Origin of the sequence: Kosakonia sp. SMBL-WEM22 (assembly GCF_014490785.1) — a bacterium.
Lineage (GTDB): Bacteria > Pseudomonadota > Gammaproteobacteria > Enterobacterales > Enterobacteriaceae > Kosakonia.
The window spans coordinates 292,026-315,534 of sequence record NZ_CP051488.1 but is presented as its reverse complement, the minus strand read 5'-3'; the positions used below and the strand labels follow the sequence as shown (position 1 = coordinate 315,534).

Below are 23,509 nucleotides of genomic sequence, written 5' to 3'. Positions count from 1 at the left end.
CAAATGATGCATTTGCATAATGCTTTACTATTACAGAATATTTACCCTTCAATCCCAACGAGATTAAATAACTCTTTTTGTAACTGCAAGATAGTGATTGTAAGTATCTTTACTAAAATATTTCCGCGCTAGATTATAACTATAATCATTTCCCATTAGCGCCTCAAAAAGGCAAGTATTCAGTATGTCTTGAAGATCGCTATTTTTTTTCAAAAAAAGCTCATCTATATAATTAAATATTTTCACTGCCTCTGTACGAATGGTGTCTTTATTTAAGCCCCCCTCTCTTAAATTCGAATAAAAATAATTTTGCGGAGCGACTTCATCCAACATAAAAATATTTATTATGTCAAGAGCGTAAGAGCCAAAAGCTCCATATATTAAGTAAGGTTCATCTTCACCGTCATACGTTTCCTCGAAAGTAGGGAAGCGTTCTTTTAGTTCATCAATTGAATAATCTATTGTCATGGGATTAATCCTAAAGCATGTTTGAGATCGTGAATCATATAACTAGCCAGGCTTCTATCCGAATCACTCAGGATTTCAACTCTATATTTCCCGCTACCTGATGTAAGTTTCCTTAACGCCTTCAGATAACTTGACCCTTTAGCAATATGATCTGAGCCGCCAACTAATTGCCCTGTATTTTTTGGATGTAATATAGATGCAGCAGTTCCTCCATCGGGAATATTCGCTCCTGGACGATATAATTCTGAGAAGATACCTTTTAACTTATCATCATCAATAGAATCAATGATTTGCTGCCTTTGAGCAGGGGAAATAGCATAATTATTTTTCCTTGCGCTTTTAAGTATATTAACAGAGCAGGGAGCGAGCCCTAAGAGGTCTATGCTAGAAAGCGGGTTACTAACGTAAGTATACACATTAAGCCCGCCCAGCAGCCCTATCGGATCCATCTGGGTGTAACACCCGCCAGCCGGGTCGTAGTAGCGGAAGGTGTTGTAGTGCAGGCCCGTTTCACGCTCCAGGTACTGGCCCTGGAAGCGCAGGCTCTGCGGGGTGTCCCAGTTTACCAGTGTGCTTTCGCGCAGGCTGCGGCCCAGGCCGTAGAGGCGCCGCGCCAGACGGTGTCGCCGTTGCTGTCGGTCACGCTGCCCGGCAGGCCGTTCAGTTCCGTGTGGTACCAGAAGATGTCCGCATACTCGCCGTGGCTGTCGACGCGCGCCAGCGGCTCATCGCTGTTTTCAGTGTGGATATACTGCACCGCCGCGTCCGGGTGACTGTCGCTGGTTTCACCCACCATCTGCAGGCCGGACAAGGCGTACTGTGTGCGCTCAGGTTTGCAGGGATGACGTCGTCACACCTGTTTTTCCGTGCAGTGGCGCAGCACGTCGTTGCTGTTCTCGGCTTTTATACGCTATTAATCAACAAGGTTAATATGTGACCGAATTATTTTATTATTTATAAAGATAATTAACAAAATCATTCCAAAAATTAGGATTAAAAACAGTATTTTTATCCAAACCTAAAACTTGACCTAAAGACAAGTAGTAATCGATATTAATTTTCTGTTTCTCAAATTTAGCGTTTATTAAATCGATAAGTAGCCCCTCAAAAGCCATTTCATACTCTCCATGCTGTAAATAGTGCATAACTGCACTATAGGTATCAGCCTCGATTATCTCAGAATAAACACTTAATAGAGATAAAATAGCCTCACGTATCTCACTATAGTCAATTTCGCTTCTCATTTTCTCTCACTCACATTAAGGTTTAGGTGGATTGGGTGGCGTATTTGTTGGATAGCTCGTTGATATTTTACCTGCATATTCAGGATGGTTTGGCGGATAAAAATCAATCCTGATATCAATTCCTTCTCTCGTACCTGTAACATCAGGTGAATTCCATTTCCCGACCCCGGAAACTGAGTTTGGATCTGTTGCCACATCAGAAACATGATGGAGGATATCATCATCACTCCAACCTGCCGGAAACTGAGTCTTATCGGGCTTGTTTGCACCATGCCGATGCCTATTCAATATATGGTCTTTTCTATGTTCAGTGAGATCGACTTTACACAACCCCAACGGATCTACCCACCCCAGCGGATCAATCACATAGGTATAGGTATTCAGCCCGCCCAGCAGCCCTATCGGGTCCATCTGGGTGTAACACCCGCTAGCCGGGTCGTAGTAGCGGAAGGTGTTGTAATGCAGGCCCGTTTCACGATCCAGGTACTGGCCCTGGAAGCGCAGGCTCTGCGGAGTGTCCCATAAGACCGGCGTGCTTTCACGCAGGCTGCGGCCCCAGGCACTTGATGCGCCGCGCCAGGCGGTGTCGCCGTTGCTGTCGGTCACGCTGTCCAGCAGGCCGTTCAGTTCCGTGTGGTAGCAGAAGATGTCCGCATGCTGCCCGTGGCTGTCAACGCGCGCCAGCGTCTCATAACTGTTTTCGGTGTGGATATACTGCACCGCCGCGTCCGGATGACTGTCGCTGGTTTCACCCAGCATCTACAGACCCGTCCAGGCTTACTGCATGGCATAACCCCCCGTCAGGGATGGTTAATGGCTGAAAAAGTATTACGCCACAAGTCACCATTTCCAAAACATAGCGCCGCTACAAAGTCAGCTATGTCAGAGTCCGCCACGAAAACCGCCGGAATATTACTAACACCTACTATTCATCCCACCCCAGCCTGCCCCTCAAAGGCGACTGGTTAAAAGAGGCGGGATTTGACACCGGGCGCGGCGTCACCGTGAAGATTTCGCAGGGGTGCCTGACTATCATCGCTGACAGTGACGAGGTACAGGAGCTGCGGGAAGAACTTTATCAGGTTAAACAGGTAGTTAAGGGGAAGCTGAACGGGATGTTTAGTGTGCTGAATGAGAGTTAAATAATAAAAAGCCGGGAAGATGTTATTTCCCCCCCGGTTTTAATAAAAAGATAAATAAATTTACTCCATTTTTTTCTTGAAATTTTAATATCTTTAGCAATCACCTCTATATAGAATGAATCACTCTGAATTATATAGTGTGTATATTTAATTACATTATATTTCTCCCAATCAGGGAAAAAAGAGCACCTTTCTTTTTTCAATTGTTCCAGCCATGATGACTCTGAAACAACCCAATAGCATGAAACAAAATCATCCTCCTCTCGGTTTTTATAATATCTTAGGTCCTTATTTCTTTCATATCGAACCGCCCATACAGAAGAAAAATCGAATATACCAGTAAATTTAGAATACTTAGATGCAGAACTCCAGATTTTGAAAAATGCAGTTAAAGAGTCACCCTTTGACATTAGTAAAAGGTCGTCATTTGGAGCCTGCCAATAGGGCAATTCTACAGCATAAGCATGATCTTTTTTCATGAAATAATTACTCACTTACATTTTGGAGTTTCAGATGTACCTGTATTTGGCAGACCATTTTTCCTTGACCTACTAGTGAAATCCCTCAACTGGTCGACATTGTTTTCTATAATTACTTTGATTTGTTTAGCCTTGGCCTTTATGGCAATCGCTAAGCGACTATTACCATCCCTAGCTACTAATTGACCTTTTACATTTACGACTTTTATAGCAGGGAAGTCTGTTACTTTTACATCACCTCTACGGACATCATTTATTACTGATTGTACGCTTCGTTTACCTTCAGGTGTGTCAAAAGCTCCATTAATAGTGGTTTGCGAAAAATTAATGTCTTTAGGATTAACAAGTATTTCACCCGGATTAAGTTTTATGTCTTCAGTAATTAACCCGAGGGGGTCAATATAACTTAAAGGATTTGGCCCATACTGATATAAGTTTAACCCGCCCCTTAGCCCTATCGGATCCATCTGGGTGTAACACCCGCCCGCCGGGTCGTAGTAACGGAAAGTATTGTAGTGCAGGCCCGTGTCGCGGTCCAGGTACTGACCCTGGAAGCGCAGGTTCTGCGGGGTGTCCCATAAGACCGGCGTGCTTTCACGCAGGCTGTGGCCCCAGGCAGTGGAAGCTCCGCGCCAGACGGTCTCGCCGTTGCTGTCGGTCACGCTGTCCGGCAGGCCGTTCCGTGTGGTAGCAGAAGATCTCCGCATGCTGCCCGTGGCTGTCAACGCGCGCCAGCGGCTCATAACTGTTTTCGGTGTGGATATACTGCACCGCCGCGTCCGGGTGACTGTCGCTGGTTTCACCCACCATCTGCAGACCACTCCAGGCTTACTGCATGGCATAACCCACTGTCAGGGATGGTTAATGGCTGAAAAAGTATTACGCCACAAGCCACCATTTCCAAAACACAGCGCCGCTACAAAGTCAGCTATGTCAGAGTGCGCCACGAAAACCGCCGGAATATCGCTAAAACCTACTATTCATCCCACCCCAGCCTGACCCTCAAAGGCGACTGGTTAAAAGAGGCAGGATTTGACACCGGGCGCGGCGTGACCGTGAAGGTTTCGGAAGGATGCCTGACCATCATCGCTGACAATAACGAAGTGCAGGAACTGCGCGAGCAGCTTTATCAGGCTAAACAGGTGGTTAAGGGAATTAAGAGCGTGCTTGTTTAGCATACTGAACAACGGTAGCTAAATAAAAATAAGCCGGGAAGATTTAATTTTTTTCCCGTCTTCCGTTTTATTCTTCATTCAATTTTAGAGGTGCTAATTTCTTTATATACTTTCTGGCATATGTTCTTTTTGATGTAAGTTTTTTCTCCTCTGATATTTTTTTTTATTTTTTCATAGTGAGATAAATCCTTCATTTGAGTTAAAGCACCAATTACATGAATAGAAACCTCAGGATCATCAATTAAACGTGCCAGCGATGATGCGTAATCAATCGCACCATATTTTCCAATTAACATAACTAAAGATTGGCGTCCTTTACCATATTCTTTTTTCAAGCATAAAGATAACATCCCATCTAGCAATTCATTTTTACCTCTAAATTTCTTTATTTTTAATATAGGCTCAAGATATTTAAAAACAGATTCCCATATTATCCTTTCATATCCATACCAATCAGGTGCACCATCAACACCTTTCATCGACAACCCTGTTCTTGTTGATATTAAATCGGCGCAATACTCTTCAAATGCTTTGAAAACAAAAGATAAGTCATCTTTGCTTTTCAGGTTAGATATGGAATTATTAATATTTTCTATAAAAGTATTCGTCATTTGTTTAAATCCATAACGATAATGTGTAATGGGCTTCCGGGATCAAGATGCTCTCTTAATAGCGGTGCACTAATCTTCGTTCTCTGATCAATAATAAGATCTACTCTGCCAGGTCCACCGCCACGACTTACATAAGCGATATCATCTTTCAACTGACTGGATAAATACATAGAATTTTGATTCTTAGTTTCAGCAATATAACGTCCATCAGCAGACATATGATCGGGAAGTCGATAGTCTTTTTTACCGCTAGCACTTGGAATCTGTGTTGTATTTTTAGGTAACCCTGTCAACTCAGAAGAATTTCTTTCACCTGCTTTACCTAAATCAGTACAAGCTTTTCCACCTTTTAACCCGAGAGGATCGATCCAGCTTAACGGATTTGGCGCATATTGGTAGAGGTTGGAACCGCCCAATAGCCCTATCGAGTCCATCTGGGTGTAACACCCGCCCGCCGGGTCGTAGTAACGGAAAGTATTGTAGTGCAGGCCGGTTTCGCGGTCCAGGTACTGGCCCTGGAAGCGCAGGTTCTGCGGGGTGTCCCAGTTTACCGGTGTGCTCTCGCGCAGGCTGCGGCCCCAGGCGGTGGAAGCTCCGCGCCAGACGGTGTCGCCGTTGCTGTCGGTCACGCTCTCCGGCAGGCCGTTCAGTTCCATGTGATACCAGAAGATCACCGCGTGCTCACCGTGGCTGTCGACACGCGCCAGTGGTTCATAGCTGTTTTCGGTGTCGATATACTGCACTGCCGCGTCCGGGTGACTGTCGCTGGTTTCTCCGACCATCTGCAGGCCGGACCAGGCTTACTGCATGGCATAACCCCCTGTCAGGGATGGTTAATGGCTGAAAAAGTATTACGCCACAAGTCACCATTTCCAAAACACAGCGCCGCTGTACCGTGGGTTATCTGCCCAACCGCAGCGACACGCAGGTGATCAAAATCAGCGCCAATTGGCTGAGAGAAGCGGGATTTGAGATCGGTACGGGCGTTACCGTGAAGATCTCGGAAGGCTGCCTGATCCTGCTCGCGGATAACAACGAAGTACAGGAACTGCGCAGGGAGCTTTATCAGGTTAAACAGGCAGTTAAGGGGGTGCGGGACGGGGTGTTTAGTGTGCTGAACGAAAGTTAAATAATAAAAAAGCCGGGAGATCATATTCCCGGCTTTATATTTAATCTATGACATCATTTTTTTCACATCTTCAACAGTCAAACTAAAACTATCTATAGTGTTAGCATTTATTCCCAAGTTGAATTTATTATTTGTTTTATTGAGCCATTTGTAGAAGTTTATAAATGAACACTCATTTCCTTCTGTTAACTCCATAAACCCAGAATCAATATGTGATAATTCTAATGCATCTATAATAGATTTAAAGATATCTTGATCTTCAATCAAATCATTAACATCAATAGTCATCAACTCGTCAATTATTAATAGCTCATCCGCTAAATTCATTATTGTAGGAAGAGATAAGACTTTATTTTTTATTTCTTGCAAATTCATATTAATAATCTCAATAAGGTGAGCCATCAAGGAGGATATGAGCACCATTGGCATCTGATTTGAATGGCCCCCAAGTTCCATCGGTTCTAAACACTTCACGTGTTGAAGTATTTTTCATGCTCGCTGTCGACCCATTTGCCGCATTAGAATTAGGAAATTTAGCTGCCGCAGATGGATTAGCACCATGACCATGAACAGTATAATTACCAGCATCATATTTAAAACCACCACTGGGGAATTTTAACGGATCATGCCCCATGTATTTGGAATCCCTCCTTGACTAGCCCAAGCATCTATATCAGCCTTGTCAATTCGGCCATTATGAACTAATTCAGAAGGATCTGTTGGTCGTTTTGTAAAACGGCCTGTTTGCCTGTCATGCCAGCGATTAGACTTAGAATTAAAGTAACAACTTAAACCAAGAGGATCTATCCAGGATATTGGATTGGGCGCATACCGATAAAGGTTTAACCCGCCCCTTAATCCTATCGGATCCATCTGCGTATAATACCCGCCCGCCGGGTCGTAGTAACGGAAAGTATTGTAGTGCAGGCCCGTTTCGCGGTCCAGGTACTGGCCCTGGAAGCGCAGGTTCTGCGGGGTGTCCCAGGTTACCGGTGTGCTCTCGCGCAGGCTGCGGCCCCAGGCGCCTGATGCGCTGCGCCAGACGGTGTCGCCGTTGCTGTCGGTCACGCTGTCCGGCAGGCCGTTCAGTTCCGTGTGGTACCAAAAGATATCCGCGTGCTCACCGTGCCTGTCGACACGCGCCAGCGGCTCATCGCTGTTTTCGGTGTGGATATACTGCACCGCTGCGTCCGGGTGACTGTCGCTGGTTTCACCCACCATCTGCAGGCCGGACCAGGCGTACTGCGTGCGTTCCGGTTTACGGGCATGGCGTCGCCACACCTGTTTCTCCGTACGGCGGCCTGGCGCGTCGTAGCGGTATTCTGCTTTTGTGAACTCCGCGTCACCGTCGATTTCCACCCGGCTGATGCGGTGTTCGTCATCGTAGCTGAAGCGCTGCGTCACTCTCCGGTGCGTGTCGTGGCGCACGGTCAGGCGCCCGAAACCGTCGTACTCACGGCTCACTCCGTCCAGACGTTTCAGCAGGTTGTTCCATACCGGCTGTAAATCCGGGGCGGTGCGGTTGTCCGCCGCGTCATACCAGAAACGCTATTGTTCATCCGATTGCAAAATTTATTAAAACGCCTAATTAGAGATGTAACGATTCCCGTTTAGGTATAAATAATCATGACTAATCTAACAGCACAAAAAACTAAAGCTTTTCCATATATTCATTTGCTAACTCAAGGATATCTTCATCATTATTTGCCAAGCCCATTTGCACATGTTTAATGAACATGTTTTTATCTTTTAAAATAAACAAAAAATTAGCGACGGATTCAAACAAGTAATAATCCATAGGTTCATTATATAACTCACTCACAACTTCTTGAATGTTTTCCACATAATCCTCCAGCCAGTTTCGTAATGAAATCAAACTGAAAGCTAAGAGTTTCTCTTCATCATTCCCTGTTATAGAAATCATGAACAACTCCTTCATTACAGAAGATGAGACATCTAACAAACCATCTTTGATCAATTTAAGAGCTACCATCCTAACTTCAGCATCCTTTGATCTCAACAATGTGTAGAAATCAAAATCATGGCTAGAAATTATCTTTTTTACTTTGTAGAAATACTTATTTAAAGCTTTTTCATGTTTTTCATACATTGGCCAGGTGAGGCCATTTTGATGTGATTTATCGATAAGAAACCTAGTATTTTCATTTAATTCATCCTCAGCCTCGAAGAAGTCATCAATAAAATTACTCATATTTTACCTCCATATTCCCATGGCAATGAGTTAAACAAATCGTTAAATTCGTCTACAGTCATATCTTTAGTAGGATATATCGTGCTATGTCCCGGTGACATATAGCCTCCCGGCATGTCCCCTCCATCATGTTTAATACCCAATCCATCAGGCATTTTTACTTCCTCGGGTAAAATATGGTAATGGCCTTGTAACCCCGACCCGGCAAACCGCAAATTCTTCTTCGTCGCATATGGCGACTCTCCTTATCAGATTAAGGCCAATCCTCCTGCCATTTAACCTGTACAAATCATATTATCCGTTTTAAAATTCTGTCACGTTATTTCTATATAGGGTACGCATCAATTTCTATAGGTTTTTTAAAATTTACGATCAATTTTATATATTCGCTAAAAAAAACAGCGTGACTTTCATCCAGTATCTCTCCACGTTGAATTGGATTATACATTGTTAGAAATATGCTCCAGTTCAAAATTCCTGAGTTAGTACATGCAATGAAACCTTCATTTCCCATGGCTCCTTCACCAAAAAATAACTCATGTCCATTTTGCGGAATAGTTATAGAGCCATATGATTGAATAAAAGACCATGGTTCTGATTCATATTCCACTATTTGCTCCACACTGCTTCCAGCATAAGGATTAATTATAATTCTATCGCCCAGTTCTAAACAATTTATAAGTACAACCCTTCCGTCCGAAAATGTTACACAATCGTAGCCAAGAATTTCATCTTGTTGCCACCGTTCCTGAATAGCGTCAACAGCCTCCAATTTTTCCTCCTGATTTTTTAGGGTTTGGTACAATCTGCGGTTTTACCTTTGTTCCTGTTTCTGGCAACTGAACTTTGGGTAAACCAGAGCTTTTAAGAGCCGGATTAAGTTTTTAGAAAGATTCTTTCCATAATTTCCACCACCTGGCATAACTTGATCAGTTGTTACCTTCACTATGGGAACCTCCTTTAATCCAGCAGTCTGAGACGCATGAAAACGTCAATTATCTAACGATACAAGTTGTCCATTAACCTCCATGACATTTAGTGGTTTATCCCAAATCCATTTCTCCGAATCCATCAACTCTGCATAATTATTTTCAAGAATATAAGCTTGAGAACAATTCAAATCATTCGGATTAACACAAATCCAACTGTTTTCCCAGCCCAATGGATCAATCCACGTTAGTGAATTCGGAGCATACTGATATAAGTCTATGCCCCCCGCTAGCCCTATCGGGTCCATCTGGGTGTAACACCCGCCCGCGGGTCGTAGTAGCGGAAGGTGTTGTAGTGCAGGCCCGTTTCACGGTCCAGGTACTGGCCCGGGAAGCGCAGGCTCTGCGGGGTGTGCCAGGTTACCGGTGTGCTCTTTTCACTAGGAAGTCGTTACAGGCACTGGCATAGTGGCATCCTTAATACGAAATGGATACGCCTGCAACATACCAGCCGATTATCACAATCCACTATTGCACGGAGTTTATCTTGACTGAACACGATTCTGACAGCGTCGGATCTGGCCTACCGGGAGCTTTATTCCTACGTTGACTTCAATTCACTCCGTTTACACGGCGCATGGATGGCGCGTGCCGGGTTTATTGACGGGATGCCCGTCAAGATCCGGGTTATGCGGGATTGTATTATCATCACGCCACAGCACACCCGCGAACTCTTTGGCTGTATTGAAGGGATGAGCGTTACCCGCATTAATAAGCAGAAGGTGGCGCAGTGGTTAAAGACATTTCCGGGGGCTCTGAATGATACCGGGGATATTCCGGTGATCAAACGCGACAGGATCGAAGGCGAAATTTAACGGGGATTAAATAATAAAAAAGCCGGGAAGATCCGATAATTCCCGGCCTTTTATTTCACGACTTGTTAAAACGAAACTCGTATTCTTTAATATACTCCAATTCACCTATAATCTTGCAACACCATTTATAAGGCTTAAATTCATAAGGATTCTTTATAACAAAACCTTCGGCGATAATATATTCCGGCAAGACTTCATCAATTGGCATAAACATATATATATAATCCCCTTCATTTATATGAATCGATTCTCCCGAAAAAGCCTTAACATAATCAGTCTGGGTAAGCCCAACAATATCAATATCCTGTATTCTTTCATTATCAAAATCTGCAAAAACCCGCCCTTCTAATCCCTTGAATTTTAAAGAATGATTTACTATATCATTAACATCCACGCTTAGGACCTCGTTGTTCAACCGGTACTGGATTTGGTTGTGTAGGACGAAATAATTTTTAAGCCTGCTCTGCGGTTAAGCCATCAACAGTTGCATGATTCATCATCATGCTTCCATTAGACGAATTTAATTTTCCATCTAAAGTTATTGTGCCACCCGCTTTTTCTATATCAGCTACTGTAGCAACACCAATTTGATTATGTTTAAAAGGCTGAGATAATGTTTCTAATCCCGCATTAGGTTTTGCCTGAATAGATATACCACTCAACTTACCATTAGTATCAGCAGCAACACCACTTCCGTTTTTAAAGCTGTCTGCCGAACACGCTCCACCTCGACAAACAATATCCGTATCAGCCAAAATATCATGCAATCCTAGTGGATCGATCCATTTAATAGGATTCGGAGCGTAGCTATAGAGGTTTAATCCCCCCGCCAGCCCTATCGGGTCCATCTGGGTGTAACACCCGCCCGCCGGGTCGTAGTAACGGAAAGTATTGTAATGCAGGCCCGTTTCGCGGTCCAGGTACTGGCCCTGGAAGCGCAGGTTCTGCGGGGTGTCCCAGTTTACCGGTGTGCTCTCGCGCAGGCTGCGGCCCCAGGCGGAGGAAGTCCCGCGCCAGACGGTCTCGCCGTTGCTGTCGGTCACGCTGTCCGGCAGGCCGTTCCGTTCCGTGTAGTACCAGAAGATGTCCGCGTGCTCACCGTGGCTGTCGACGCGCGCCAGCGGCTCGTAGCTGTTTTCGGTGTGGATATACTGCACCGCCGCGTCCGGGTGACTGTCGCTGGTTTCACCCAGCATCTACAGACCCGTTCAGGCTTACTGCATGGCATAACCCCCTGTCAGGGATGGTTAATGGCTGAAAAAGTATTACGCCAGAAGTCACCATTTCCAAAACACAGCGCCGCTGTACCGTGGGTTATCTGCCCAACCGCAGCGACACGCCGGTGATCAAAATCAGCGCCAATTGGCTGAGAGAAGCGGGATTTGAGATCGGTACGGGCGTTACCGTGAAGATCTCGGAAGGCTGCCAGATCCTGCTTGCGGATAGTAACGAAGTACAGGAACTGCGCAGGGAGCTTTATCAGGTTAAACAGGCAGTTAAGGGGATGCGAGAAGGAATGTTTAGTGTGCTGAACAAAAATTAAATAATAAAAAGCCGGGAAGACTTAATACCTTCCCAGCCTTACCTTAGTCAATATAAGAAGTGCCAATAGCATTTTTATCCTGCTTAATCATTTTTATTATTAACTCCCAACCATCATCAATATAATTTCTCCCAGAAAAAATATATAACACATCGCCAGATGATAAGTTTTTATCCATTATTTCATTGCTTTCAAACTCTATTTGAGAAATAAATATCATGGGTACATCATCAATAAATCTCCAACTAGCGCCTCCAACCCATTTTGGCTTTTTATTCATAAATAAGAAATTTTCTTGAATAACATTAACCATCCATGATTTCACATCTAATGGAATGGATTTAATCCAGTTTACATTTGGTTCAGGGTAGGATGTTAGTAAATATTCATCATACACACGTTTCATGAACAATTCAGACTCGCTGTGACCAAGTCCTACGCTACAGGTCTGTGCTGCTAGCTCTGACAAAGCTGAAGAAAATAAAATATAATTACGATCAATCACCATGAACTAACCCCCGTAATAAGTTCTATAAATTCCATTCCTGAATGACGATATTTATCTACTTCTTGATGTTGCCATGGATCTACTTCGTCTAAATTATTTTTAGCGTGAACATTAGGTCCGCCTTGTCGCTGCGGTATATTTTTATGGTGTAACTCATATGGTATATCTCTTATCTCTATTTTACCCGTTTTAATTACTTTAACTCTAGCTGTAAATTTAGGTGCACGTCCACCAACCATTTCTAAAATATTTCTTGGCGAATATAATCCTGAAGGATTGGCTAACTCTTTTGCACCAACATCTTTCCAATAATTTTTTTGTTCTGTAGACCAACACTTAAGACCAAGTGGATCGATCCATGATAGCGGATTGGGCGCATACTGGTATAAGTTTAACCCGCCCCTTAGCCCTATCGGATCCATCTGCGTATAACACCCGCCCGCCGGGTCGTAGTAGCGGAAGGTGTTGTAGTGCAGGCCGGTTTCGCGGTCCAGGTACTGGCCCTGGAAGCGCAGGCTCTGCGGGGTGTCCCGGGTTACCGGTGTGCTCTCGCGCAGGCTGCGGCCCCAGGCGGAGGAAGCACCGCGCCAGACGGTCTCGCCGTTGCTGTCGGTCACACTGTCCGGCAGGCCGTTCAGTTGCTGTGGTACCAGAAGATGTCCGCATGTTCACCATGGCAGTCGACGCGCCAACGGCTCATCGCTGTTTTCGGTGTGGATATACTGCACCGCCGCGTCCGGGTGACTGTCGCTGGTTTCATCCACCATCTGCAGGCCGGACCAGGCATACTGCGTGCGTTCCGGTTTGCGGGCAGGGTGTGTAACTGAAGCGCTGCATCACACTCCGAAGCGAGTCGTGGCGAGACCACGCCCGGGATCTTTATACTCCCGGCTCATCCCGTCTAAACCCTGCAGCAAGTGGCACGGTTATTCGGTGGGAAGAGAAAGTGATTCAGGCGTGCCAGATACCTTTTCCCCGGGAAGCAGTTACAGACGCTGGCTAAGTGACATCCTTAATACGAAATGGATACACCTGCAACACGTCACCCCACTTATCACACCCCACTTATCACATCCCACTATCAGAGGGCGTTAATCATGACTGAACACGATATTGGCAGAAGTCACCCTTTCCAAAGCACTGCGTCGCTATAAAGTCGGCTACGTCAGCGCCCGCCACTTCAACAGCAAAACCTACATGACCACATAATACTACTCACGACACCCCGGCTTAAGGGCGACTGGCTGGCTCAGGCGGGATTTGTCACCGGGCGCGGCGTCACCGTGAAGATTTCACAGGGGTGCCTGACCATCATCGCTGACAACAACGAGATGCAGGAGCTGCGTGAGCAGCTTTATCAGGCTGAACAGGTGGTTAAAGGAATAAAAGACGGGATGTTTAGTGTGCTGAACGAGGGTTAAATAGTAAAAAGCCGGGAAAAGTTGATTTCTTTCCCGGCTTATTTTTATTTTAACAATTTTTGAAAGACATGAGTAAATTGACTCTCTGCTTTTTCCAGAAAAGAGGAAATATCTTTTTTATCAGTGATATTTTCATTATCTATATATACATAACCAGATGAATCAGAAAGATCAGCATGAAAGTGAATGCCATCGTTAGAACTTATTTCAATAACGACCTCATCATTTTCAATTTCATCTCCAGACCTATCATCAAGTAATATACTGAAATAAAATCTTGAAACCATTCCAGTATACTTCACTTCTATCGATATAGATTTAATGGCGTATTTATCACAATTTCTTTTTAATTCACATAACTCATTAAAAATAAACGCATTCATACAGACACCTACCCACCGCAAGATTTTTTTACAGCTTTCGTATATGGTGATACTTTTTCTGTTCCTCGAGTATCAGCCCATTCTCTTAGTTTAGACATATCAGGATCATCCGCAGGCCTAACAGAAGCATGATTCTTTCCATCTTGAATTACAATCAATCCATTGTCATTAAGCACTTTTACGTCGAGAGTTTGGAATTTACCAGTTGGCTTTTCTATGGTTGTAGATAATCCAGTAGTTGTATCTTTCCCGGGGCGTGGGGTTAAATTTGAATCTGTACCACTTCCCATTCGATAAACAGAACCACTATTTAATTCCTTATTTAAACCCAGCGGATCGATCCAGCTTAACGGATTCGGTGCATAAGCATACAGGTTTAACCCGCCTTTCAGCCTATAGGATCCATCTGCGTGTAACACCCGCCCGCCGGGTCGTAGTACCGGAAAGTATTGTAGTGCAGGCCCGTTTCGCGGTCCAGGTACTGACCCTGGAAGCGCAGGTTCTGCGGGGTGTCCCGGTTTACCGGTGTGCTCTCGCGCAGGCTGCGGCCCCAGGCGGAGGAAGTCCCGCGCCAGACGGTCCCGCCGTTGCTGTCGGTCACGCTCTCCGGCAGGCCGTTCAGTTCCGTGTGGTACCAGAAGATCTCCGCATGTCCACCGTGGCTGTCAACACGCGCCAGCGGCTCATAACTGTTTTCGATGTGGATATACTGCACCGCCGCCTCCGGGTGACTGTTACTGGTTTCACCCACCATCTGCAGGCCGGACCAGGCGTACTGCATGGCATAACCCCCTGTCAGGGATGGTTAATGGCTGAAAAAGTATTACGCCATAAGTCACCATTTCCAAAACACAGCGCCGCTACAAAGTCAGCTATGTCAGAGTCCGCCACGAAAACCGCCGGAATATTACTAAAACCTACTATTCATCCCACCCCAGCCTGACCCTCAAAGGCGACTGGTTAAAAGAGGCGGGATTTGACACCGGGCGCGGCGTGTCCGTAAAAATATCGGACGGGTGCCTGACTATCATCGCTGACAGTGACGAGGTACAGGAGCTGCGGGAAGAACTTTATCAGGTTAAACAGGTGGTTAAGGGGAAGCGGAACGGGATGTTTAGTGTGCTGAATGAGAGTTAAATAATAAAAAAGCCGGGAAGCTTTAATTTTTCTCCCGGCTTTACGTTACTATTTCCATCTTGATAACGGAGAGTTACCAAAATATTTTCCCAGTGATTTATTATCGAGAATATTTTTTTCAAATAATGGTGTTATTATTTCATTAAATATTTCAAAATCTTCCCGGCAACCTGTATTGCCAAAAAGAAGAAGTAATGCATCCTGCACAAAAGAAAACTCACTTAACTCATTTGATTTTACAATAAAATCAATGATATCGGACTTTATTTTTTTATTTTGAAAATATTCATCCTCTTCGGATGAATATTCTTGATCATAAAAATCATTCATTTTTTTTGATAGCAATTTGAAGCGAGAATATAATTCAGTGTTCATTTAATAATCTCATATGATCCAGATGGAATACCGTTAGTTAATATAACTTCTTTATCTTTCCTAGCGTATCGAGACGCCTTACCAGACAACCCCTGTCCATTACTAACGTCAATAATTTCATTATCTTGTATTTTTGATAAATCTACTTTTACTTTACTATTGTTTTTATTATAAAAATCTGCGGTACTTTCTTTTTTTGTAGTGGATATCAATTGAGTTGAAAGTTTTCCATTTTCAATATGCTCTTGCACAGAATAGCTAGCATGAGAATCTTTGGGCGGGATTTTTTCCCCTGCCAGCGCACATTTTTTCTGTCCTTTAGACAATGCACGGTAAACATACCCAGTATGGGTTTTAGTAAGACCTAATGGATCAATCCACCCCAGCGGATTAGGCGCATATTGATAGAGGTTGATACCTCCATTTAGCCCTATCGGGTCCATCTGCGTATAACACCCGCCCGCCGGGTCGTAGTAACGGAAAGTATTGTAGTGCAGGCCCGTTTCGCGGTCCAGGTACTGGCCCTGGAAGCGCAGGTTCTGCGGGGTGTCCCAGGTTACCGGTGTGCTTTCACGCAGGCTGCGGCCCCAGGCCGTGGAAGCACCGCGCCAGACGGTCTCGCCGTTGCTGTCGGTCACGCTGTCCGGCAGGCCGTTCAGTTCCGTGTGGTACCAGAAGATGTCCGCGTGCTCACCGTGGCTGTCGACGCGCGCCAGCGGTTCAAAGCTGTTTTCGGTGTAGATATACTGCACCACCGCGTCCGGGTGACTGTCGCTGGTTTCACCCACCATCTGCAGGCCGGACCAGGCGTACTGCGTGCGTTCCGGTTTACGGGCATGGCGTCGCCACACCTGTTTCTCCGTACGGCGGCCTGGCGCGTCGTAGCGGTATTCTGCTTTTGTGAACTCCGCGTCACCGTCGATTTCCACCCGGCTGATACGGTGCTCGTCGTCGTAGCTGAAGTGCTGCGTCACTCTCCGGTGCGTGTCGTGGCGCGACCACGCCCGGGATCTTTATACTCCCGGCTCATCCCGTCTAAACCCTGCAGCAAGTGGCACGGTTATTCGGTGGGAAGAGAAAGTAATTCAGGCGTGCCAGATACCTTTTCCCCGGGAAGCAGTTACAGACGCTGGCTAAGTGACATCCTTAATACGAAATGGATACACCTGCAACACGTCACCCCACTTATCACATCCCACTATCAGAGGGCGTTAATCATGGCTGAACACGATATTGGCAGAAGTCGCCCTTTCCAAAGCACTGCGTCGCTATAAAGTCCGCTACGTCAGCGCCCGCCACTTCAACAGCAAAACCTACATGACCACATAATACTACTCACGACACCCCGGCTGCACCTTAAGGGCGACTGGCTGGCTGAGGCGGGATTTGTCACCGGGCGCGGCGTCACCGTGAAGATTTCGCAGGGGTGCCTGACCATCATCGCTGACAACAACAAGATGCAGGAGCTGCGCGAGCAGCTTTATCAGGCTAAACAGGTGGTTAAGGGGATTAAAGACGTGCTGGTTTAGTGGATTAAACGAGAGATACATAAAAAATGGGAGGATTAATCCTCCCATTTTTAGCTATTTGCTATCATTTTACACCATTAATAAATTACATAATTTTAATTCTGGTTAACCACAAATTAATTTCACATGTCGTTGTAATAACTTGAAATTATTTATTAAAACCAACACATCGGCCAATTTTTTTGCTTCATCAGGAATATTTCTAATCAATGAGTTAGCACTCTTTAATAATAGCTTTAAAAATAATTTTCCATTTATTTTTTCAGAGTAAAGGACTTTTTTTCACATTATATTTATCGCTTATGAAAAGGATCGTGTAATTCTCATCTAATTCAGATATTTCAAGATAGTAAGGACCATCCATAAAATTTAAAATAGTCTTACTTCCTTCCCTTATTGCCAGACTCCTTTCCAACCACCACCCCATTATGACCACAGAGAAATCATCCCACCCTTTTTCAGGAAAAAATGTATCATCATGAATGTTAAAATAAATCTCAGAAAATACTTGTTCTGAAATTTTAGTCTTTGACAATCGAACGGAGTTAGGATTGATAATTAGATTAATCATCATCGAGTCCCCTTAGGATATGCGGTTTCTATGGTTTTGGTTGATTTATTTATCCATATCTCTATCGTCATCCCTCCAGATGTCCCTTGTCCCATGACTCGGTCCCCCTGAGTTTTTATGACTTTGATATTAGAATATGCATCTTTGACAGCATTTTCTATTTGCTTTGGAGACATATTTTCTGGAAATAAATTGTTTATACCACTTTGCTTGGCGACTTTCCCTGTAACTGTATGTCATTCAAGAATGTGTTCCATATCAATGGAAACTTTCTTCATTCCAGGCAGATTAACAGGCTTACGTCTTGATGCATTTATACAACTTTTTGTTAATCCGAAGGGATCGATCCAGCTTAACGGATTAGGTGCATACGCATATAAGTTTAATCCACCTAATAGCCCTATCGGGTCAGAACAGCGAATCTACCCTATCGTCGGATCATACTGCCGGTTTCGTTCATACACTAACAAAACGCTTAAGTTATAACTACTCGAGTTAAAGCTTATGCGGAGAATTTAACTAGTTTTATAGTTATCATATTCCCAGTCGAAATATCGTTTAAGATGTTCGATGCTTTGAAGCCACGTATCTCCTTCACAAGAAGAAACTACATCTTCAAGCCATTTCCATAGTTCCTGAAAATTATACTCACTCATGATAATCAAAGGGCGTTCTGCAATAATTTTATTTATAGGTGAAAGGTTTTTAAGCCCCTCGGGTGTTGCAACCCTTATAGTAAATCCATCTGAATTTTTTTTCCCTTTCTCACCAATTTCGAGATAAATGAACTCAGATATTGTTTTGTTATCCGTTGGCTCCCATGCGCGTAAGTTTACACCATCAGAAACACATGCAAATTTAATAATCAATTTCATATTTTATTCCACATGTACGTGTACATTCGATACTCGTTGAGAATCCCACCAGTTATCATTTACATTTTTTCGTTCATGGAAATTCGCCTGTTTACCCGTTTTTGCATAATCAGAACTTTTCGGTGTAGGGCTTCTGTACATCCGTTTTCCATCAGCAGAAATGTACCATAGTTCTCCTTTTTTACCTCGTACGACTGAGTACCCCTCACCAACAAACTCTTTACCTAAACGATTTGCCTCTCTTCGGCTAAGGGTCATTTTAAGGCCGGAATTCCCTGGTGTTCTTACTGCATCGTCTATCTTCCGAAGTTTCTTTTTCCAGCACCCAGCCAATAGCCCAAGCGGATCGATCCAACTCAGCGGATTAGGCGCATATTGATATAAGTTTAACCCACCTTTTAGCCCTATCGGGTCCATCTGGGTATAACACCCGCCCGCCGGGTCGTAGTAACGGAAAGTATTGTAGTGCAGGCCCGTTTCGCGGTCCAGGTACTGGCCCTGGAAGCGCAGGTTCTGCGGGGTGTCCCAGTTTACCGGTGTGCTCTCGCGCAGGCTGCGGCCCCAGGCGGAGGAAGTCCCGCGCCAGACGGTCCCGCCGTTGCTGTCGGTCACGCTCTCCGGCAGGCCGTTCAGTTCCGTGTGGTACCAGAAGATCTCCGCATGCTGCCCATGGCTGTCAACACGCGCCAGCGGTTCATAGCTGTTTTCGGTGTAGATATACTGCACCGCTGCGTCCGGGTGACTGTCGCTGGTTTCACCCACCATCTGCAGGCCGGACCAGGCGTACTGCGTGCGTTCCGGTTTACGGGCATGGCGTCGCCACACCTGTTTCTCCGTACGGCGGCCTGGCGCGTCGTAGCGGTATTCTGCTTTTGTGAACTCCGCGTCACCGTCGATTTCCACCCGGCTGATGCGGTGCTCGTCGTCATAGCTGAAGCGCTGCGTCACTCTCCGGTGCGTGTCGTGGCGCGACCACGCCCGGGATCTTTATACTCCCGGCTCATCCCGTCTAAACCCTGCAGCAAGTGGCGCGGTTATTCGGTGGGAAGAGAAAGTGATTCAGGCGTGCCAGATACCTTTTCCCCGGGAAGCAGTTACAGACGCTGGCTAAGTGACATCCTTAATACGAAATGGATACACCTGCAACACGTCACCCCACTTATCACATCCCACTATCAGAGGGCGTTAATCATGGCTGAACACGATATTGGCAGAAGTCACCCTTTCCAAAGCACTGCGTCGCTATAAAGTCGGCTACGTCAGCGCCCGCCACTTCAACAGCAAAACCTACATGACCACATAATACTACTCACGACACCCCGGCTTAAGGGCGACTGGCTGGTTCAGGCGGGATTTGTCACCGGGCGCGGCGTCACCGTGAAGATTTCGCAGGGGTGCCTGACCATCATCGCTGACAACAACGAGATGCAGGAGCTGCGCGAGCAGCTTTATCAGGCTAAACAGGTGGTTAAAGGGATTAAGGATGTGTTGGTTTAGTGGACTGAACGGGGATTAAATAATAAAAGGCCGGGAAACATCTATTTCCCGGCAAGATTTTTACCTTAAGGAATTTTCGAGATAAATATAAATATCTCTAGAGAAATCACCTTCAGTAATCTCGGATGGTAAAACTAATGTATATTCCCATATATCACGCAACATAATAGTTGAACTATATGGTTCTGTATTACGCCTGCTTTCTGGATAAGTAATATCTAAGATTTTTATCTTACTTTCAAGTTGCTTAAGCATACTTGAAACAAGCATAAAACAACCCTCACTATGCTTGTTCAGACAATATCCATTTTCATCGAAAAGAGAGTACATTTCTTTATCTTTTGCAAAAAACAAATCCAGTCTATAATCAGTCCTCTCAAACTCATCAATAACAGGTGTTTCCCATTTCATCTTCAAAGATGAGATAAAATGACTTTCAATATCAAACGGTTTCCTGCTTGAATAAAAAACATAATCAACACCAGTTATCATCTTATTTCCCCCCACACTTTGGCGTTTTCCCATGCCTGGAAACGCTATCTCTATCAAGGTCTAAATCTCCCTCAATATATCGGATAAACTCGCCTCGATCTCCTCTAATAGGTTTCAGTTTAGAATCATCTATCTGAAATTCAAAGAAGTGTGTGGATTTAGTTGATGTCAATCCCAATTTTTTAAATCCATTTGGTGTTTTACCTAAATCCTCCGGTGATTTGGTCGTCACATATATACCTCTTGGATGACCTTTAATTGGACTGGGTGCTTTAAATTTATAGGGTTTCTGAGAAGAAATTCCATTATATCCACTCTGATCAGTATAATGGTATACAGTAACAATTTTTAATCCGAGAGGATCGATCCATGACAGCGGATTAGGCGCATACTGATAGAGGTTTATCCCTCCCGCCAGCCCTATCGGGTCCATCTGCGTATAACACCCGCCCGCCGGGTCGTAGTAACGGAAAGTATTGTAGTGCAGGCCCGTTTCGCGGTCCAGGTACTGGCCCTGGAAGCGCAGGTTCTGCGGGGTGTCCCAGTTTACCGGTGTGCTCTCGCGCAGGCTGCGGCCCCAGGCGGAGGAAGTCCCGCGCCAGACGGTCTCGCCGTTGCTGTCGGTCACGCTCTCCGGCAGGCCGTTCAGTTCCGTGTGGTACCAGAAGATCTCCGCATGCTGCCCATGGCTGTCAACACGCGCCAGCGGTTCATAGCTGTTTTCGGTGTAGATATACTGCACCGCCGCGTCCGGGTGACTGTCGCTGGTCTCACCCACCATCTGCAGGCCGGACCAGGCGTACTGCGTGCGCTCCGGTTTGCGGGCAGGGTGTGTAACTGAAGCGCTGCGTCACACTCCGCAGCGAGTCGTGGCGAAACCACGCCCGGAATCTATATACTCCCGGCTCATCCCGTCTAAACCCTGCAGCAAGTGGCGCGGTTATTCGGTGAGAAGAGGAAGTGATTCAGGCGTGTCAGATGCCTTTTTCACCAGGAAGTCGTTACTGGCACCACCTAAGTGCCATCCTTAATATGAAATGGATACACCTGCAACATGCCAGCCGATTATCACAATCCACTATCGCAGGGAGTTGATCATGGCTGAACACGCTTCTAACACACTGCCGGATCTGCTCACTGTGAGTTCTATTCTTAAGTAGACTGTCATTCGCTCCGTTTACACGGCGCATGGATGTCACGGGCCGGGTTTATTGACGGGATGCCCGTCAAGATCCGGGTTATGCGGGACTGTATTATTATCACACCGCAACACACCCGCGAACTCTTTGGCTGTATTGAAGGGATGAGCGTCACCCGTATTAATAAGCAGAAGGTGGCGCAGTGGTTAAAGACATTTCCGGGGGCGCTGAACGATACCGGGGATATTCCGGTGATTAAGCGCGACAGGATCGAAGGCGGGATTTAACTGGTTAAAATAATAAAAGCCGGGAAGATTTGATAACCTTCCCGGCTTTTTATTTATTTAATTATATCAAGAGCAATTACTGCTGCCTCATAAATATCACCATCATCTGATGATAATGATATATTTAAGCCATTAATTAGTTTTTTATCAGGGAATGAAGCTGCAAGTTGAGTTACCCAATATCTGACACCTTTAGTTATAAGAGGATTTTCAAGTATATTTGAAATAGATATTATAACATCATCACTATCACACTTATAAAAATGAAGCTGCAAGTTGAGTTACCCAATATCTGACACCTTTAGTTATAAGAGGATTTTCAAGTATATTTGAAATAGATATTATAACATCATCACTATCACACTTATAAAAACATCCTCAACTAATTGATATACCCCCCAACCATCCCCGTCCCCATAAGATTTCATAAATAGGGATATAGCTTCTTTAGCCGGATGTTCAATAAAAAATCGTCTAACTTCATCATATTTATTAATAAGATCCTGTGTCAGAAGCTGATCAGGCGGCATCGGTTGGTGCTCTGATAAAAACTGCAACGCTTCATCTTTATCCATATTCAAATCTCCAGCGTTTTCCATAGCTCTTTATTCTGCCGAATCAACTCATTTAGTTGTCGATTAATTACCGTTTGTTCATAACCTGCATCCTTAAGAATTTTACGCAGATCCACAATATCCCTTGCCAGATATTCACGATTAGTTAATCCGGGAACCATCGGTTTTTTAAAAGTCCATGTTAATTCATGAAGATCTTTCCGTAAATTAATAGTGATATCTTTACTATGCGTTGTCGGGCTAGCAGCATTTTGAATTGCATGATGAGGAGTATGAGTTGAATTAAGGCCGGATTTAAGATTGCCTCCTCTTACCTGACCATATGTACCCACATATAAATCTTCGCCTTGTTTGGCTAAACCACATTTAAGCCCTAGCGGATCTATCCACCCCAGCGGATTAGGCGCATATTGATAGAGGTTGATACCTCCATTCAGCCCTATCGGGTCCATCTGCGTATAACACCCGCCCGCCGGGTCGTAGTAACGGAAAGTATTGTAGTGCAGGCCCGTTTCGCGGTCCAGGTACTGGCCCTGGAAGCGCAGGTTCTGCGGGGTGTCCCACTCGACCGGCGCGCTCTCGCGCAGGCTGCGGCCCCAGGCGCTAGATGCGCCGCGCCAGACGGTGTCGCCGTTGCTGTCGGTCACGCTGTCCGGCAGGCCGTTCAGTTCGGTGTGGTACCAGAAGATATCCGCGTGCTCACCGTGGCTGTCGACGCGCGCCAGCGGTTCATAGCTGTTTTCGGTGTAGATATACTGCACCGCCGCGTCCGGGTGGTTGTCGCTGGTTTCTCCGACCATCTGCAGGCCGGACCAGGCATACTGCGTGCGTTCCGGTTTCCGGACATGGCGTCGCCACACCTGTTTATCGCTGTGGCGCTCAAACCTATTTATCTTATATGCTCTAAATTCTT

General features: G+C 45.3%; 26 protein-coding genes and 19 pseudogenes. 10 read left to right on the top strand and 35 right to left on the bottom strand.

What is annotated here, in order from left to right; translation table 11 throughout:
- Positions 1-63: 63 nt before the first annotated feature.
- The 6 genes and pseudogenes from HF650_RS01595 to HF650_RS25135 form a co-directional block, all read right to left on the bottom strand.
- Positions 64-468, bottom strand: a complete 405-nt coding sequence (locus tag HF650_RS01595; RefSeq protein WP_187800899.1) for a hypothetical protein — start codon at positions 466-468, stop codon at positions 64-66.
- Positions 465-971 carry an RHS repeat-associated core domain-containing protein gene (locus tag HF650_RS25540; RefSeq protein WP_346014253.1) on the bottom strand — a complete coding sequence of 169 codons (507 nt, stop codon included), beginning with the start codon at positions 969-971 and terminating at the stop codon, positions 465-467. Before HF650_RS25540 ends, HF650_RS01595 begins: the two co-directional genes overlap by 4 nt.
- A gap of 59 nt (positions 972-1,030) precedes the next feature.
- Positions 1,031-1,264, bottom strand: a complete 234-nt coding sequence (locus HF650_RS25535) for an RHS domain-containing protein (RefSeq protein ID WP_346014246.1) — start codon at positions 1,262-1,264, stop codon at positions 1,031-1,033.
- Positions 1,265-1,418: 154 nt separating this feature from the next.
- Positions 1,419-1,712 (bottom strand): hypothetical protein, encoded by a 294-nt coding sequence (locus HF650_RS01585; protein ID WP_187800898.1) that lies wholly within the window; start codon positions 1,710-1,712, stop codon positions 1,419-1,421.
- Between the two features lie 15 nt (positions 1,713-1,727).
- Positions 1,728-1,928 (bottom strand): annotated as a pseudogene (locus HF650_RS25140) (hypothetical protein); the annotation flags it as partial.
- A 111-nt stretch (positions 1,929-2,039) separates the two neighbouring features.
- Positions 2,040-2,495 (bottom strand): annotated as a pseudogene (locus HF650_RS25135) (RHS repeat-associated core domain-containing protein); the annotation flags it as partial.
- 44 nt (positions 2,496-2,539) lie between these two features.
- Between HF650_RS25135 and HF650_RS01575 the strand changes: the two are divergent.
- Positions 2,540-2,854: pseudogene (locus HF650_RS01575) on the top strand (SymE family type I addiction module toxin).
- Here HF650_RS01575 and HF650_RS01570 read toward each other — a convergent pair.
- Genes HF650_RS01570 through HF650_RS25530 form a run of 3 tightly spaced genes read right to left on the bottom strand, consistent with a single transcriptional unit; the run spans position 2,851 to position 4,143 of the window.
- A complete protein-coding gene (locus tag HF650_RS01570; RefSeq protein WP_223284254.1) occupies positions 2,851-3,333 on the bottom strand; it encodes a hypothetical protein in 483 nt (160 codons plus the stop codon). The pseudogene HF650_RS01575 and the gene HF650_RS01570 overlap by 4 nt on opposite strands.
- Positions 3,334-3,344: 11 nt before the next feature.
- On the bottom strand, positions 3,345-3,995 hold the full coding sequence (locus HF650_RS01565) for an RHS repeat-associated core domain-containing protein (protein ID WP_346014245.1): 651 nt from the start codon (positions 3,993-3,995) through the stop codon (positions 3,345-3,347).
- A complete protein-coding gene (locus HF650_RS25530; RefSeq protein ID WP_346014244.1) occupies positions 3,928-4,143 on the bottom strand; it encodes a hypothetical protein in 216 nt (71 codons plus the stop codon). The genes HF650_RS01565 and HF650_RS25530 overlap by 68 nt, the downstream gene beginning before the upstream one ends.
- Before the next feature lie 68 nt (positions 4,144-4,211).
- Here HF650_RS25530 and HF650_RS01560 point away from each other — a divergent pair, with 68 nt between their 5' ends.
- Positions 4,212-4,508, top strand: coding sequence for a SymE family type I addiction module toxin (locus tag HF650_RS01560; RefSeq protein WP_187802579.1), 297 nt, complete (start codon positions 4,212-4,214; stop codon positions 4,506-4,508).
- 74 nt (positions 4,509-4,582) lie between these two features.
- On the opposite strand, the gene HF650_RS01555 is transcribed toward HF650_RS01560, so the two are convergent.
- From HF650_RS01555 to HF650_RS25125, 3 genes and pseudogenes are all read right to left on the bottom strand, one after another.
- Positions 4,583-5,119, bottom strand: coding sequence for a hypothetical protein (locus HF650_RS01555; RefSeq protein WP_223284253.1), 537 nt, complete (start codon positions 5,117-5,119; stop codon positions 4,583-4,585).
- Positions 5,116-5,382: pseudogene (locus tag HF650_RS25130) on the bottom strand (putative toxin); the annotation flags it as partial. The pseudogene HF650_RS25130 and the gene HF650_RS01555, both read right to left, overlap by 4 nt.
- A gap of 87 nt (positions 5,383-5,469) precedes the next feature.
- Positions 5,470-5,916 (bottom strand): annotated as a pseudogene (locus HF650_RS25125) (RHS repeat-associated core domain-containing protein); the annotation flags it as partial.
- 98 nt (positions 5,917-6,014) lie between these two features.
- On the opposite strand from HF650_RS25125, the gene HF650_RS01545 reads away from it, so the two are divergent.
- Positions 6,015-6,248 (top strand): SymE family type I addiction module toxin, encoded by a 234-nt coding sequence (locus HF650_RS01545; RefSeq protein WP_187800895.1) that lies wholly within the window; start codon positions 6,015-6,017, stop codon positions 6,246-6,248.
- A 45-nt stretch (positions 6,249-6,293) separates the two neighbouring features.
- Here HF650_RS01545 and HF650_RS01540 read toward each other — a convergent pair whose 3' ends face one another.
- The 6 genes and pseudogenes from HF650_RS01540 to HF650_RS01515 form a co-directional block, all read right to left on the bottom strand.
- Complete coding sequence (locus HF650_RS01540; RefSeq protein ID WP_187800894.1) at positions 6,294-6,623, bottom strand: hypothetical protein; 330 nt, start codon at positions 6,621-6,623, stop codon at positions 6,294-6,296.
- Between the two features lie 10 nt (positions 6,624-6,633).
- The gene (locus tag HF650_RS01535; RefSeq protein ID WP_187800893.1) at positions 6,634-6,882 is read right to left on the bottom strand and encodes a hypothetical protein; all 249 of its coding nucleotides are present in this window, start codon (positions 6,880-6,882) and stop codon (positions 6,634-6,636) included.
- Complete coding sequence (locus HF650_RS01530; RefSeq protein WP_223284252.1) at positions 6,864-7,712, bottom strand: RHS repeat-associated core domain-containing protein; 849 nt, start codon at positions 7,710-7,712, stop codon at positions 6,864-6,866. Before HF650_RS01530 ends, HF650_RS01535 begins: the two co-directional genes overlap by 19 nt.
- A 187-nt stretch (positions 7,713-7,899) precedes the next feature.
- Positions 7,900-8,460: a hypothetical protein gene (locus HF650_RS01525; RefSeq protein ID WP_187800892.1), complete on the bottom strand. Its 561-nt coding sequence runs from the start codon at positions 8,458-8,460 to the stop codon at positions 7,900-7,902.
- A gap of 325 nt (positions 8,461-8,785) precedes the next feature.
- On the bottom strand, positions 8,786-9,232 hold the full coding sequence (locus HF650_RS01520; RefSeq protein ID WP_187800891.1) for a hypothetical protein: 447 nt from the start codon (positions 9,230-9,232) through the stop codon (positions 8,786-8,788).
- 219 nt (positions 9,233-9,451) lie between these two features.
- A pseudogene (locus HF650_RS01515) lies at positions 9,452-9,795 on the bottom strand (RHS repeat-associated core domain-containing protein); the annotation flags it as partial.
- Between the two features lie 184 nt (positions 9,796-9,979).
- On the opposite strand from HF650_RS01515, the pseudogene HF650_RS01510 reads away from it, so the two are divergent.
- Positions 9,980-10,264, top strand: a pseudogene (locus HF650_RS01510) (SymE family type I addiction module toxin); the annotation flags it as partial.
- Positions 10,265-10,319: 55 nt separating this feature from the next.
- On the opposite strand, the gene HF650_RS01505 reads toward HF650_RS01510, so the two are convergent.
- Both HF650_RS01505 and HF650_RS25525 read right to left on the bottom strand, forming a co-directional pair.
- Positions 10,320-10,658 carry a hypothetical protein gene (locus HF650_RS01505; protein ID WP_187800889.1) on the bottom strand — a complete coding sequence of 113 codons (339 nt, stop codon included), beginning with the start codon at positions 10,656-10,658 and terminating at the stop codon, positions 10,320-10,322.
- Positions 10,648-11,472 (bottom strand): annotated as a pseudogene (locus HF650_RS25525) (RHS repeat-associated core domain-containing protein); the annotation flags it as partial. The gene HF650_RS01505 and the pseudogene HF650_RS25525, both read right to left, overlap by 11 nt.
- Positions 11,473-11,573: 101 nt before the next feature.
- Here HF650_RS25525 and HF650_RS01495 point away from each other — a divergent pair.
- Positions 11,574-11,807 (top strand): SymE family type I addiction module toxin, encoded by a 234-nt coding sequence (locus HF650_RS01495; protein WP_187800887.1) that lies wholly within the window; start codon positions 11,574-11,576, stop codon positions 11,805-11,807.
- Positions 11,808-11,850: 43 nt separating this feature from the next.
- On the opposite strand, the gene HF650_RS01490 is transcribed toward HF650_RS01495, so the two are convergent.
- Together HF650_RS01490 and HF650_RS25115 are read right to left on the bottom strand one after the other, a co-directional pair.
- Positions 11,851-12,315, bottom strand: coding sequence for a hypothetical protein (locus tag HF650_RS01490; RefSeq protein ID WP_187800886.1), 465 nt, complete (start codon positions 12,313-12,315; stop codon positions 11,851-11,853).
- Between the two features lie 338 nt (positions 12,316-12,653).
- A pseudogene (locus HF650_RS25115) lies at positions 12,654-12,953 on the bottom strand (RHS repeat-associated core domain-containing protein); the annotation flags it as partial.
- A 459-nt stretch (positions 12,954-13,412) separates the two neighbouring features.
- On the opposite strand from HF650_RS25115, the pseudogene HF650_RS01480 reads away from it, so the two are divergent.
- A pseudogene (locus tag HF650_RS01480) lies at positions 13,413-13,736 on the top strand (SymE family type I addiction module toxin).
- 44 nt (positions 13,737-13,780) lie between these two features.
- Here HF650_RS01480 and HF650_RS01475 read toward each other — a convergent pair.
- Positions 13,781-14,119 (bottom strand): hypothetical protein, encoded by a 339-nt coding sequence (locus HF650_RS01475; protein ID WP_187800885.1) that lies wholly within the window; start codon positions 14,117-14,119, stop codon positions 13,781-13,783.
- Positions 14,120-14,127: 8 nt separating this feature from the next.
- Positions 14,128-14,900 (bottom strand): annotated as a pseudogene (locus tag HF650_RS01470) (RHS repeat-associated core domain-containing protein); the annotation flags it as partial.
- Between the two features lie 59 nt (positions 14,901-14,959).
- Here HF650_RS01470 and HF650_RS01465 point away from each other — a divergent pair.
- Entirely contained in the window at positions 14,960-15,256 is a 297-nt protein-coding gene (locus HF650_RS01465; protein ID WP_223284311.1) for a SymE family type I addiction module toxin, read from the top strand.
- A gap of 48 nt (positions 15,257-15,304) precedes the next feature.
- Here the strand turns inward: HF650_RS01465 and HF650_RS01460 are convergent, their stop codons facing one another.
- Positions 15,305-15,631, bottom strand: coding sequence for a hypothetical protein (locus HF650_RS01460; RefSeq protein WP_223284251.1), 327 nt, complete (start codon positions 15,629-15,631; stop codon positions 15,305-15,307).
- Positions 15,628-16,605 (bottom strand): annotated as a pseudogene (locus HF650_RS25110) (RHS repeat-associated core domain-containing protein); the annotation flags it as partial. The gene HF650_RS01460 and the pseudogene HF650_RS25110, both read right to left, overlap by 4 nt.
- Before the next feature lie 243 nt (positions 16,606-16,848).
- On the opposite strand from HF650_RS25110, the pseudogene HF650_RS01445 reads away from it, so the two are divergent.
- A pseudogene (locus tag HF650_RS01445) lies at positions 16,849-17,160 on the top strand (SymE family type I addiction module toxin).
- A gap of 262 nt (positions 17,161-17,422) precedes the next feature.
- Here the strand turns inward: HF650_RS01445 and HF650_RS01440 are convergent.
- From HF650_RS01440 to HF650_RS01425, 3 genes and pseudogenes are all read right to left on the bottom strand, one after another.
- On the bottom strand, positions 17,423-17,734 hold the full coding sequence (locus tag HF650_RS01440; RefSeq protein WP_187800884.1) for a hypothetical protein: 312 nt from the start codon (positions 17,732-17,734) through the stop codon (positions 17,423-17,425).
- 512 nt (positions 17,735-18,246) lie between these two features.
- Positions 18,247-18,606, bottom strand: a complete 360-nt coding sequence (locus HF650_RS01430; protein ID WP_187800882.1) for an Imm8 family immunity protein — start codon at positions 18,604-18,606, stop codon at positions 18,247-18,249.
- A gap of 3 nt (positions 18,607-18,609) precedes the next feature.
- Positions 18,610-19,634: pseudogene (locus HF650_RS01425) on the bottom strand (RHS repeat-associated core domain-containing protein); the annotation flags it as partial.
- Between the two features lie 163 nt (positions 19,635-19,797).
- On the opposite strand from HF650_RS01425, the pseudogene HF650_RS01420 reads away from it, so the two are divergent.
- Positions 19,798-20,103: pseudogene (locus HF650_RS01420) on the top strand (SymE family type I addiction module toxin).
- A gap of 60 nt (positions 20,104-20,163) precedes the next feature.
- Here HF650_RS01420 and HF650_RS01415 read toward each other — a convergent pair.
- From HF650_RS01415 to HF650_RS25100, 3 genes and pseudogenes are all read right to left on the bottom strand, one after another.
- Positions 20,164-20,595, bottom strand: a complete 432-nt coding sequence (locus HF650_RS01415; protein WP_187800881.1) for a hypothetical protein — start codon at positions 20,593-20,595, stop codon at positions 20,164-20,166.
- Between the two features lies 1 nt (position 20,596).
- Positions 20,597-20,872 (bottom strand): annotated as a pseudogene (locus tag HF650_RS25105) (hypothetical protein); the annotation flags it as partial.
- Positions 20,873-20,944: 72 nt separating this feature from the next.
- Positions 20,945-21,427 (bottom strand): annotated as a pseudogene (locus tag HF650_RS25100) (RHS repeat-associated core domain-containing protein); the annotation flags it as partial.
- 297 nt (positions 21,428-21,724) lie between these two features.
- Here HF650_RS25100 and HF650_RS01405 point away from each other — a divergent pair.
- Positions 21,725-22,021: pseudogene (locus HF650_RS01405) on the top strand (SymE family type I addiction module toxin); the annotation flags it as partial.
- 53 nt (positions 22,022-22,074) lie between these two features.
- On the opposite strand, the gene HF650_RS01400 reads toward HF650_RS01405, so the two are convergent.
- From HF650_RS01400 to HF650_RS01390, 3 genes and pseudogenes are all read right to left on the bottom strand, one after another.
- Entirely contained in the window at positions 22,075-22,296 is a 222-nt protein-coding gene (locus HF650_RS01400; protein ID WP_187800878.1) for a hypothetical protein, read from the bottom strand.
- A 66-nt stretch (positions 22,297-22,362) separates the two neighbouring features.
- Positions 22,363-22,596 carry a hypothetical protein gene (locus HF650_RS01395; RefSeq protein WP_187800877.1) on the bottom strand — a complete coding sequence of 78 codons (234 nt, stop codon included), beginning with the start codon at positions 22,594-22,596 and terminating at the stop codon, positions 22,363-22,365.
- 2 nt (positions 22,597-22,598) lie between these two features.
- Positions 22,599-23,474: pseudogene (locus HF650_RS01390) on the bottom strand (RHS repeat-associated core domain-containing protein); the annotation flags it as partial.
- Positions 23,475-23,509: the final 35 nt, after the last annotated feature.